Here is a 13,041-nt window from a genome sequence, read left to right as displayed (position 1 = left end):
TTGTAATACTGATTTTATTGTAAAGCAAAAAGAAATGATGTATCCTGAATATTTAGTAGCCCCGATGCGGGAAGACCTTACCAAGGTTGGATTTGAGGAATTGAAAGATGCAGATGCTGTAAAAAACGCTATTGAAAGCGAAGGCACAGTATTTGTAATGGTTAATTCGGTATGTGGTTGTGCTGCAGCTAATGCACGCCCTGCTGCTAAAATTGCTGCCGCTAATGGCAAACATCCCGATAAACTGGTAACAGTGTTTGCCGGTATGGAAAAAGAAGCTGTTGATACTGCACGTAACTACATGTTGCCTTACCCACCGTCATCACCAGCTATGGCGCTGTTTAAAGATGGCAAACTGGTACATATCATCGAGCGTTACCAGATTGAAGGTCGTCCGGCACAAATGATTGCCGATAACCTGATCGACGCGTTTGAACAATACTGCTAATTAAAGCGGAAGACTGAAAGCATAGCTAAAAGCTGAAAGCCTAAAGCAGAAAGCTAAAAAACAAAAAAAAGAGCTGAGGGAAAATCCTTCAGCTCTTTTTTTGTTTGAATCAGAATTTACCGAATTAAAGAATTTGTAGAATTTCCCTTTTCCCAAATTCTGGTAATTCATTACCTCTATAAATTCGAGTTCAGACGAATTTCCAATTCTCTAAATCCGAAATCGAACTTCCGAATTCCGAAATAAACCTTACTCCGTTTTCAAACTTTTTACCGGATTCATGGATGCAGCTTTTATACTTTGATAACTTACGGTGAGTAATGTGATCGCGATAGCACCAATCCCGGTTACCCCGAATATCCACCAGGATAGCTCGGCCTGATACTTATAATCCTTCAGCCAGCCCGCCATAAAGTAGTAAGCTGTTGGTATAGCGAACAATAAAGAGATACTCACCAGTACCACAAACTCCTTCGACATTAGTTGCCACAGGCTGAATACAGACGCGCCCAGTACCTTGCGTACCCCAATTTCTTTGGTGCGCTGTTCGGCCATGAACGATGCCATACCGAATAAACCCATACAACTGATAAAAATGGCCAGCAGTGTGAAAAAACCGGCCAGTTTGCCTATGCGTTCTTCATTAGTGAATTTACGGGCATATTCCTCGTCGGTAAATTTATATTCAAACGGACTGCCAGGGGCATACTGTTTAAAAACCGGCTCTATTTTGGCAATAGCGTCGTGCGCGCTCATTTTGGGATTTAACCGGATATCTACAAGCCCGCCCGGGTCATTATCCAGCAAAAATATCGATGACTTGACAGGCTCGTACGGCGATGACATCACCATATCCTTTACTACGCCTATGATCTTAAATTTTTTGCCCCAGTCTATTGTTTCACCTACCGCATGCTTAAAATTCATAAAACGGGCGGCAGTTTCATTTACAATCATGCTTGATGAATCGCCCAGTCTGTTGCGTTCAAAATCGCGGCCTTCAACCAACTTCCACTGAGCAACCTTGCCAAACTCCGGACTAAGCGTTATCGTCGCGAAGTCGTCCTGTAAGCCGGCTGGTTTGCCTCGCCAGTTTAGTCCGCTATTGTTTGAATACACAGCAGTAAGCGGACTACCCGACTCGGCAATTTCAATGATAGCCCCCGATTTAAGCAAATCGTTCCTTACGGCTTCAAAATGTTTATGAATTTCATCGGTGCGCATATCTATCTGTACCAACCCGGTACGCTCATAACCGATAGGCCTGTTCTTGGTGTACTGCACCTGCCTGAAAACAATGATTGTACCAATGATGAGCGTAACCGATACGGCAAACTGCAGTACCACCAGTATTTTACGTGGCACCGCGGCATAACGCCCTGCCTTAAATGTACCCTTAAGTACTTTAACCGGCTGGAATGACGACAGATAGAACGCCGGGTAACTGCCCGCTATTAAGCCGGTAGTGATACTGAAGCCTAATCCAAGTAGCCAGAAAACAGCACTCCCCCAAAGGATGTGCATGGTTTTGTCTGCAACTGTATTGAACCATGATAGCGTAAGCTGAGCCAGCAAAATTGAAATAAGAAAAGCAAACAGCGCCAATATTACCGACTCGATAAAAAACTGGCTAATGAGCTGGCTCCTTAACGAACCAACCGTTTTACGGATGCCTACTTCTTTTGCCCGCTTTTCGCTGCGGGCAGTGCTCAGGTTCATGAAGTTAATACAGGCCAACATCAATACAAATACACCTATGATGCCAAACATCCACACAAATTTGATATCTCCTCCGGTATTAAAACCATCCTTAAACTCAGAGTGCAGATGCCATTTACTCATTGGGTGCAGGAATACTACTGGTTTAAAGCTGGCCCCCACATCGTCACCCTGGGCTTTGATGGCATGCAATTTAAGGTCTTTGATTTCGGCGGAAACTTTAGCGGCATCAACACCGGGTTTCAGCTGTGCGAATATTTGCCATGAGTTATTGCCCCAACGTGTTTCAGCTCGTTTTAACCACGGCGCGGTGGTCATATATAAATCCCACGGAGCTATAAAACCCAGTTCGCGAAATTCTGAATTGTGCGGCATATCCTCATAAACGCCGGTTACTTTAACATTCCATACATTATCAATTTTGATGGTTTTAAGCATCGGATCGGTATCACCAAACAAAGCCTTAGCCAATGTAGCTGAAAGTAAAACAGATGATGGATCTTTCAATCCATCACGCGTGCCCCTCAGCATTTTTAACGTAAGCATATTGGGCGCTTCGGCTTGCATGTAACTTCCGTCCTTGGTGAGCTTTTTCTCACCATAGGCCATAATATGTCCATAATTCCAGGAAGAAAGCACCACGTATTTAAAATCGTGTTTATAATCATCTCTTAACTTATAACCCAGGGGTATAGGCATTGCCGTTTGAGACCCTGTTACACCGTTAAAAGTCTGGTTTTGCCAAACCTGAACTATCCGGTCATAATTATCAAAGTTTTTATTGTACGATAACTCATCCCAAACCCACAGGCCAATAAGCATAGCCACTGCCATCCCTACCGAAAGGCCGGTAATATTAATAAGCGTATGCGCCTTGTTCTTAACAAGATTTCGCCACGCAACGGTTAAATAGTTTTTGAACATGATATTATATCATTAGGTCATTTACTTGTGCGTCATTGGGTCATTTTTTCGCTCCATTTTGTTTTGGTTATCGTCATACAAAAATGACTTAATGACGCAAAGCGAATGACTCAATGAAAAGTTTATTCTGATCTCAAATTCTTTACCGGATTAGCCAGCGCCGCTTTTATGGCGTGATAACTTACGGTTAGCAGTGTGATTACGATAGCGCCCACTCCTGACGCCCCGAAGATCCACCAGGTTATGGGCGACCGGTATTCGTACCTGTGCAGCCAATTGTTCATATAATAATAAGTGGTTGGTATGGCAATTAACAGCGATATGGTAACCAATACTACAAACTCGGTAGAAAGTAATCGCCATAGGTTAGCAACCGATGCACCAAGTACCTTACGCACGCCGATTTCCTTAATACGTTGCTCGGCTACAAATGAAGCCAGGCCAAACAAACCAAGGCATGATATAAAGATAGCCAGCACCGCGAAAATGGTAGCCAGGTTACCGATGCGCTGCTCGTCCGAAAACTTGTGCGCATATTCATCGTCATTAAATTTAAAATTGAAGGGGCTGCCGGGATTATATTTTTTAAACACAGGCTCTATCTTCTTTAATGCTTCCTGCATTGGCATGGTTGGTTTAACCCTCAGGGTTATAAAGTTAACCCAACCCGGAATCATCATAAATACAGTGGCCACTGGTTTAGCATATGGCGATTCCATTACCATGTCCTTCACCACACCGGTAACAATATGGTCCTGCTTGTTCCATCTGATCACTTTGCCAACCGGGTTTTTAATCCCACTCATTTTTACAGCCGATTCATTCATGATAAAGGCCCCGGTATCGGTTGGGAAACTCCTCGAAAAGTCGCGGCCTTCAATAATTTTCCAACCAATAGTATGTCCAAAATCATAAGTTGTGGCAATGGTACCAAAAGTTGGATCAAAACCAGCGGGCTTACCTTCCCAGTCGAACCCTCCATTGTTTGACCAGATTTGGGTTGTGGTACTGTTTGATTCGGCCATGTCTTCAACCGCCCCTGTTTGGATCAGGTCATTACGCATAGTTTCATAATGCCCGTAAATTTCCGGGGTATTCATTTCGATGGAAAGCAACCCCGCGCGTGAATAACCTACGGGCCTGTTTTTGGCATACTGAATTTGCCGGAATACAATGATGGTTCCAATAATAAGCGCGATGGAAACTGTAAACTGCACAACAACCAAAACCTTACGGGGCAGCGATGCAAAACGGCCTACCTTGAAAGTCCCTTTTAAAACCTTCACCGGCTCAAATGACGACAGGTAAAACGCCGGGTAACTGCCGGCGATAGCACCGGTGAACAACGTAAATCCTAAAACCATCATCCAGAACCAGGCATTACCAAAAGGTATAGCTATCTGCTTATCGGCAATATGATTAAATGACGGCAGTGCTATCAACACTATACCAAGTGTAACCACCAGCGCCAGACAGGCAAATATTATCGACTCACTTAAAAACTGGTTAATGAGTTGTGAACGTAATGAACCAATAGACTTTCTGATTCCTACTTCTTTAGCGCGTTTCTCGCTGCGGGCGGTACTCAGGTTCATGAAATTGATACAGGCCAGCAACAATACAAATACACCAATGATACCAAATAACCAAACCATCTCAATCAAGCCGCCAACAGGTTTACTGTTTTTAAAATCACTGTACAGGTGCCATTTACTCATCGGATGCACCTGGATGCTTTCATCATTCATCTTAAAGTGAGGCTTGGTGATATTCCTGATCTTCGCCGATACTTTGTCAAAATCCACATGATCGGCCATCTGCACATATAATGAGCAACCATGGTTATCCCAGGCAGCGGTTTGTGTGCCCCACCAGCTGTCTTTGTTAAAAAAAGGCATCAGGAACTTGGTTTCATAAAACGAGGTATTGCGCGGCAGGTCTTCATATACGCCGATCACCTTCAGGTTGGTTTTGTTATCAGCCTTAATGGTTTTGTTGATCGGGTCCGCATCACCAAACAGCGATTTGGCAATTGATTGAGATATGACTATAGATGTAGGGTCTTTGAATCCCGAATAACTGCCTTTTACCATCTTCAGTGCCAGCATGGCCGGCAAGTCACTTTCGGCCCAACCACCTATTTGTGATATTTTTTTATCGCCAACCGAAAGAATATGTGCCCCACCCCAAAAAAGTGCAACATGTTTAAAATCGCTGGCATATTTGGTTCGTAACTCCGCGCTTAACGGCACCACTGTCGACCGGAAAGTAGCTGTTTCGCCATTGGCTGTTTGCGTTACCATGATCTGCCCCACGCTGTTATAGGTGCTGTGGTATTTATCAAACGACAGCTCATCCCAAACCCAGAGACCGATAAGCATAGCCACCGCCATCCCTACCGATAAACCCGCGATGTTAATAAAGGCATGCACCTTGTTTTTAACAATATTGCGGAACGCGATTTTAATGTAATTCTTTAACATGACATTTCATTCATTAGGTCATTGAGTCATTATTTCATTTTGCCCGCTCAATGACTCAATGACGCGAAGCAAATGACGGAGTGACTAAACTACTCCGCTTTTAAACTCTTCACCGGGTTCATTCTTGCCGCTTTGATGGCTTGTGAGCTTACCGTGATAAGGGCTATTACCAACGCCAACACGCCTGCAAGGGCAAACATCCACCAGCTAATATTCACACGGTACTCAAAGGCCTGAAGCCATTTACTCATGCCCCACCAGGCTATTGGCGTGGCTATTACAAGTGCTATCAGTACCAGCTTTACAAAATCTTTTGATAACAGCTGTACAATGCCGGTTACGCTGGCGCCAAGCACTTTACGTACGCCAATCTCTTTGCTGCGCTGCTCGGCGCTGAATGCTGCCAGGCCAAACAAACCAAGGCAGGAAATCACGATAGCCATCAGCGTAAAGGAGTTGATGATTTGCGACAGGGTAACTTCACTTTCATATTGCTTTTGTACTTCGGCATCTAAAAACGAATATTCAAATGGCGCATCGGCAATGTCTTTTCGCCACAGGGCTTCCATTTTGTCAAGCATCGATTTATAGTTTTTGCTACTGGTTGATACCACCATTACATTAAACTGCCGCGGATCGTTACGGTAAACCAGCATGAATGGCTTTACTTCCATATGCAGCGAGTTGTAATTAAAATCTTTCATTACACCGGCCACCTCAACAAAGGTTACCGGATCCGGTGCATATTGGGTATAAAGTCGGGTGCCCGGAGCAGCGTCGGGTTTTATTCCTAATCGTTTGCATAAAGTTTCATTGATAAGTACGCGGGTAGTATCGCCAATACGAAAATCCCTGCCGGCAATTATTTTAATGCCGTTTGCTTTGGCAAAAAATTCATCGGTAACAATATTTTGTGCGTCGGTAGCAGTAGCCATGTTGCCCCCTGCGGTATAAACTCCATGGTCGTGAGGTACAAACTGACTCAGGTAATTATCGGCATTGCTTACGGTTTTTACCCCAGCCAGCTGCCTTAAATCGTTTGCAAAATTTTTCATTTTGCCCTGGGTGGTTTCGGTATAAAAATTAAAGATCAGCTTCTGGTTCTGGTCGAAGCCAAGATCTTTATTCTTCACGAAGTTAAGTTGGCTATATATCACAATAATGCCGGTTATGAGTACTATCGACAATACAAACTGGAATACCACCAATGATTTACGAATGCCCGCTGCCGAAATATGATTGGTAAAATTCCCCTTGATAACTTTAATGGCTTTAAATGCAGACAGGTAAAAAGCCGGGTAGCTGCCCGCCACAAAGCCGGTAACCACTACCATACATACCAGCATTATCCAAAGCTTGTAATTGCTAAAAAATGATAAGTGAATATCGGTATGGGTTACCTGATTTAAGAACGGAAGCAGTACTATCAGCAATGGCAGGGCTATAGCCACGCCAATTAGTGTGAGCATAAATGATTCGCCCAAAAATTGTTTCATCAAATCGCCCTGGCCGGCACCTATTACCTTACGCACGCCAACTTCCTTAGCCCGTTTTGATGCGCGCGCGGTTGAAAGGTTCATGAAGTTAATACAGGCCACTACCTGTATCAACACAGCTACCAATATCATGATATACAAAAATGCCGGATCAAGCGTTTTGGTAAGCTCATGCTCATGCCCGGGCGTGGTATGAATGGTGGTTACCGGCTGCAAGTGCAATACCTTTTTCATACCGATAGCTTTCAATTGGTCGGCACCGTATTTATTTAAAAAGTCGGGGAGTTTTTTTTCAAGCGCGGCAGCATTGGCATCCGGGCGAAGTTTCACATAAGCGTACAAAAAGTTATTGCCCGCCCAGGCAGTATTTTGCCTTACATACTGGCCTAAGCCACCGCTGTTCATAGCCATGAACATACTTACTTTGATGTGCGACTGGCCGGCACTCTCATCTACCACCCCGGTAACCTTAAAATCATGCTTTCCGAATGAATTATCGATAGAGATCATTTTCCCTACCGCGTTTTCGCTGCCGAAAAGTTTATCGGCAACCGGTTTCTGCAATACGATGGTATAAGGCTCAGATAACACTTTGTTAGCGTTGCCGGCTACAAAATGGAAGTTGAACACATCAAAAAACGTAGAATCAACATATGCCGCGTTTTGCTGATAAAATGATTTTTCCTTGTAACGCAGCAGGTGTTGTTTAGCGCCAAAACCCTCGGTAGTTACCAGGCGGGTATATTGCAATACCTCACCAAACTCGTTCTTCATGGCAGGTGTAATTGGCGGCGAACTGGTGGCGCTATTGTGTTTATCACCGGTTAGTTCAAGCGCGGTGGTGACGCGATAAATATCTTTAACATCCTTATGTTGCTTATCGTAACTATACTGGTCCTGCACATACAGCAAAATGTAAAGGCAGCAAAGCGTACCCGTAGCCAACCCAACTATATTAATTAAACTAAAGGTTTTGTTTTTCAACAAAAACCGCCATGCTGTTTTTAAATAACTCTTTATCATTTTATTGGTTCAATGGTTCATTCAAATATGTCATTGCGAGCGAAGCGTGGCAATCGCACGGAAGCAGGGCCGCTCTGTATAGCATGCGATTGCTTCGTCGTTCCTCCTCGCAATGACATGAATTATTACATTCAGCCTACCTAACCTCTAATCTCCAACCTCTAACCACCTCTACTCCGTTTTCAAACTCTTTACCGGGTTCGTTAACGCGGCTTTTATGCTTTGGTAACTTACCGTGGCCAGCGCTATCATGATAGCAGCTACGCCTGCAAGAGCAAACATCCACCACTTCAGCTCTACCCGGTAGGTAAAATCCTGTAGCCATTGTGTCATGGCGTAATAGGCTATCGGTGTTGCTATTACAATGGCAATAAATACCAGTTTCACAAAATTCATGGATAACATGGTGGTGATGTTCCCTATGGTAGCGCCCAACACTTTACGGATCCCTATTTCCTTGCTACGCTGCTCGGCCATAAAGGCTGCTAAGGCAAACAGGCCAAGACAAGCTATGATGATTGCCAATACCGCGAAGCTTGTAAAAATTCGCCCCATGCGCTGAACATCGGCATACATACTGGCAAATCGCTCATCCATAAAAGTATAGCGGATTGGTTGGTTAGGAGCAAACTGCTTCCAGGTAGTTGTGATCTGCGCGAGGGCGTTCTTTACATCTCCTGCTTTTATTTTTACAGATACTATTGATTCGCTGGCTTCCAGGTGCAGCACCATGGGCTCTATGCCATCACGCATGGATTCAAAATTAAAGTCCTGAACCACCCCAATAATAGTTCTGCCGGCACCATAGTTTACAATCTTTTTACCTATCGGATTTTTGAGCCCCAGTTTACTGGCCATAGTCTGATTAATGATTACCGCCTGCGAATCGGTTTTCATATCAGGGTTAAAGTCACGGCCTGCCACCAGTTTAATACCTAAAGTTTTCAGGTAATCATGATCAACATCCCAAAACTGCCCGCCAACACCGGCTTCCGTTTTTTGCTTGCCATCATTAAAAAACTGGTTGCCATTACGCTTGGTACCTGATACCGGCAAGAAATCACTGATGGAAGCACTTTTAACCGTAGGCAGCTTTACAAGCTCATTCTTGAATGCCTTCACCTGGTTATCAAGTGTGTTGGTGCCCTGGATCATCACTACCTGGTCTTTTTCAAAGCCTACCTTTTTATTAAGGATAAACTGCATCTGGTTATAAATAACCACCGTGCTGATGATGAGTATAATAGATGTTGTAAACTGAAAAACTACCAGCACGTTCCTGAGGCCCGAGCTTTTGCTACCGGTGCTTAGTTTGCCTTTCAGCACATCAGCTGGTTTAAAGCCCGACAGGTAAAACGCGGGATAAATGCCGGCCACAATACCAATCAGGAAAGCCGAAACTAATATCACTGGAACCAGCCACCATTGTGCCCATGGCATATGCAGCGATTTGGATGCCAGAATATTAAAGTAAGGCAACATAACCCAGGCCAGTATCAAGCCTAAAACAAAAGAGAAAAAACTATAGAGTAATGACTCGGTAAGGAACTGCCTGATCAAACCAGCCCGTTGCGAACCAACAACTTTGCGCAAACCAACCTCTTTGGCCCTGTTGGCCGACTTAGCGGTTGAAAGGTTAATAAAGTTGATACAGGCAATGACCAAAATAAAGCCAGCTACCGCGCCAAACAACCAGATAAACCTCATATCCCCATGCGACATACCATCATGAATATCATAAGAGAGCAGGTTGATATCCTGGATATTCTGCACTTTCATGCTAAAAATATCCATTACCCGGCTTGCCCGCTTATCGCCGTTTTTAATCATGTTGGGCACATAGTAGTTTTTAAGAATATTGGCGCTCACCTTTTTTTCAAACTGCGCTATATTGGTACCGGGCTTCAGCGCCATATAAATATGGTAGTTATTGGCGTCCCAGGTGGCCTGCTCACCATTCCAGAACTCAACTCCGGCAAGAGTTAGCAAAAACTTAAACTCGTGCAGGTGCGAGTTATTTGGCATATCCTGCATTACTGCCGATATTTTAAAAGGCTTGGTTTTGTTATTATTCAGGTAGATCACCTTCCCTACCGGGTTTTGGCCGGGAAAGTATTTATCGGCCTTGCTTTTTGAGATAACGATACTCAAAGGTTCGGTCAGCGCGTGTTTAGGATCGCCATAAACCATGGGCACATTCAAAATGTCAATCAAACCCTGATCGGCATAGGCAAAACCTTCTTCATGGGTGTTATCAGCCTGATCTGCACGTTTTAGTTCATTGCTGCCGGCACCCCAAAAAAGCGAATTAGGCATCAGCCGACCCGATTTCTCCACTTCCGGAAAATCCTGCTTGATCACCTTCCCCATAACCGAAGGCCAGTCGACACCTTTTTCACGCGAGCCGCCATCGTGGTAATCGGCAATTAAACGATAAATATTACTGGCGTTAGGATAGCTTCTGTCAAAGCTCAGCTCGTCACGAATGTACAGGGCTATTAAAAGACAGGCTGCAATGCTAAACGCAAAGCCACCAATTTTAATAGCGGTATACATCTTTTGTTTACGCAACTGTCTGAGAGCTACTTTCAGGTAATTTTTGATCATGGCTGTACGGTTAAAAAACGGACTATATGGTTTTAATTCCCTATTGCTGTTATGATTAGCTGGTTTGCGCTGCGTCCCTTTAGCCGGGGATCGCTCTCCAACTACAGGTTCAGGCGAGATACTCCCTTCAATATCTTTGATCTTTGCCTGGATCCTGCCAAATAAAGCTGAGCTATTATTTTCAGGCTTTTCTTCTCCTTCATCCCACCATTTAGACATTAATTTTAGCTGACTATGCAGTTCGGGATTTTCGGCCAATAAAGCGTTCAGCTCGCGCAGCTCCCCATCCGAAGCTTCGCGGGCCAACTTCTTTGAAGCCAGGTTCCAAACGTGGTCATCTAAGTTCATATCCCAAACAGGTTATCAGTTTATCAAAAGGCAGTACACTACTGTTAATGCTAAATAAAACATGTGCCATTTATATAACTTATTAATTATCAAATATTTAAACAAAAACAAATAGCATTACTGTACGAAACCGTACATGCTGCGTCCGCTTTTATAACAAAATAGACGGTCACCCGGGTTCCGGGCCGTTAAAAAGCATAAAGCATTACGCTCATTTACAACACATTTAAAGAGACGTTATTTTTAAAAAAAAGTAACATGTACCTACATACATACAAATAAAATTTATAGATTTGGAAAAACCTTTTACCGGTTAACCTAATTTTTCAAAATGGATTTTTTAAAAGCGATATACGATCAGATTACAGGATTTTTTGGCTTAGGCGGATTATACGACATCGTCAAATCTGGCGATTACGGTAAGCTGCTCACCTATGACGGCATTACAGCCTTATTAGGCCCCATGCTGCCTGTACTTCTGGTATTCGAGATCATCAGGGGGGCTTTTTATAAAAAATTCAAGGTAATCCATTACAAAATCTCATTCTGGACATACGTACTCAATGCTTTTATAGGCAGCGTGCTATCCATAGCCATGGTAGGCTTCTGTATCGGCTTTTTTTCAAGGTTTGCCGTTCTTAAAACCACGTTTACCTGGTACTGGTTCATTTACGGTTATATCGTGTGGGAATTCGCGCATTTCTGGTACCATTATCTTGCACATAAAGTAAGGATTTTATGGTGCCTGCATTCAACTCATCATGCGCCCGAAAGCATGAACCTTTCGGTTACCTTCGCGCACTTTTTCCTTGAAGCTCCTTATGCTGATCTCATCCGTACCAGCATTTGCATTTTACTGGGCGTAAACCCGCCAATGCTGTTTGTGATTATGTTTATAGATGGTTTCTGGGGATCAATGATCCATATCGGCGAAAACCTTATTCAAGACGGTCGCCTTGGCTTTTTGAATAACATTGTTCTTACACCTTCGCACCACAGGGTACACCATGCGCGCAACCCATTATACATGGATACCAATTTTTGCAACCTGCTGCCTATATGGGACAAAGTATTCGGTACTTTCCAAAATGAAGACCGCAAAATCCCGATTGAATATGGCATCAGCCGCCCTATGATTAAAAACAGCTTTTTAGATGCCTACTTTGGCGAGATCATAGCGCTGGCTAAAGATGTGCGCAAGGCCCCGGGTATCAAAAACAAGTTCCTGTATATTATTATGCCTCCCGGCTGGAGCCATACCGGCGATCATAAAATGACAACTGTGGTTAAAAAGGCCTACTTTGAATCGCTTGAGCCAAAAGACCATCAACAGGAAAAGAAAACTGTAGAGCAGGGTAAAAAGGAAGAAGTGGTATAAAAGCTGAAAGCAGAATGCTTAAAGCCTAAAGCCAACACATTCAGTATTAATTTACAGCAACTTTTTTATCACCGGCCAAACGTTATCGGCTATAATCTTATAGCCTTCGGCATTGGGATGAAGCCTATCGGGCAGGTTAAGATGGGCAATACCGGCAACATCCTGTAAATAAAACGGGACAAACGCTGTATGATTTGTTTCTGAAAGCTTCCGGAAAATGGCTTTAAACTGTGCAGCAAATGCACCGGGAATAAAAGCAGGAATTTCCATACCCATTAAGGCTATCTTAACGTGAGGATGCCTTTGTTTAACCCTGTCAATTATGGTTTGCAGGTTATGCGCTGTAGTTTGGGGCGGGATTCCCCTTATGATATCATTAATACCCAGTTCCAACACAAATACAGCTACAGGCCGGTTTATCCAGTAATCAAGCCTGTACAGGCCACCTGAAGTAGTATCACCGCTGAGCCCACCGTTAATTGTATGATAGGCCAAACCACCGGCATCAATTCTTTGCTGGATTAGTGCGGGTAATGATTCATTCTTTACATCTTTAAGGCCATAGCCTGCCGTAAGGCTATCGCCAAAGAATAATATATTGTGCATAAGCAGGGT

At 43.7% G+C, this 13,041-nt stretch carries 7 protein-coding genes; 2 read left to right on the top strand and 5 right to left on the bottom strand.

What is annotated here, in order from left to right:
* The first annotated feature begins 37 nt into the window (after nt 1–37).
* On the top strand, nt 38–448 hold the full coding sequence (locus DEO27_RS00995; protein WP_112572417.1) for a BrxA/BrxB family bacilliredoxin: 411 nt from the start codon (nt 38–40) through the stop codon (nt 446–448).
* A 249-nt stretch (nt 449–697) separates the two neighbouring features.
* Here DEO27_RS00995 and DEO27_RS00990 read toward each other — a convergent pair whose 3' ends face one another.
* The 4 genes from DEO27_RS00990 to DEO27_RS00975 form a co-directional block, all read right to left on the bottom strand.
* Entirely contained in the window at nt 698–3,091 is a 2,394-nt protein-coding gene (locus DEO27_RS00990) for an ABC transporter permease (RefSeq protein WP_112572419.1), read from the bottom strand.
* Nucleotides 3,092–3,213: 122 nt separating this feature from the next.
* Nucleotides 3,214–5,574, bottom strand: coding sequence for an ABC transporter permease (locus tag DEO27_RS00985; RefSeq protein WP_112572421.1), 2,361 nt, complete (start codon nt 5,572–5,574; stop codon nt 3,214–3,216).
* Nucleotides 5,575–5,663: 89 nt separating this feature from the next.
* Nucleotides 5,664–8,093 (bottom strand): FtsX-like permease family protein, encoded by a 2,430-nt coding sequence (locus DEO27_RS00980; protein ID WP_112572423.1) that lies wholly within the window; start codon nt 8,091–8,093, stop codon nt 5,664–5,666.
* A gap of 171 nt (nt 8,094–8,264) precedes the next feature.
* Entirely contained in the window at nt 8,265–11,048 is a 2,784-nt protein-coding gene (locus DEO27_RS00975; protein ID WP_223818121.1) for an ABC transporter permease, read from the bottom strand.
* A gap of 331 nt (nt 11,049–11,379) precedes the next feature.
* Here DEO27_RS00975 and DEO27_RS00970 point away from each other — a divergent pair, with 331 nt between their 5' ends.
* Nucleotides 11,380–12,426: a sterol desaturase family protein gene (locus tag DEO27_RS00970; protein WP_112572425.1), complete on the top strand. Its 1,047-nt coding sequence runs from the start codon at nt 11,380–11,382 to the stop codon at nt 12,424–12,426.
* A gap of 51 nt (nt 12,427–12,477) precedes the next feature.
* On the opposite strand, the gene DEO27_RS00965 is transcribed toward DEO27_RS00970, so the two are convergent.
* Nucleotides 12,478–13,032, bottom strand: a complete 555-nt coding sequence (locus tag DEO27_RS00965; protein WP_112572427.1) for an arylesterase — start codon at nt 13,030–13,032, stop codon at nt 12,478–12,480.
* Between the last annotated feature and the right edge of the window lie 9 nt (nt 13,033–13,041).

This window comes from Mucilaginibacter rubeus (assembly GCF_003286415.2).
In the GTDB taxonomy this organism is placed as follows: domain Bacteria; phylum Bacteroidota; class Bacteroidia; order Sphingobacteriales; family Sphingobacteriaceae; genus Mucilaginibacter; species Mucilaginibacter rubeus_A.
This window is presented reverse-complemented; position numbering and strand designations above follow the sequence as displayed.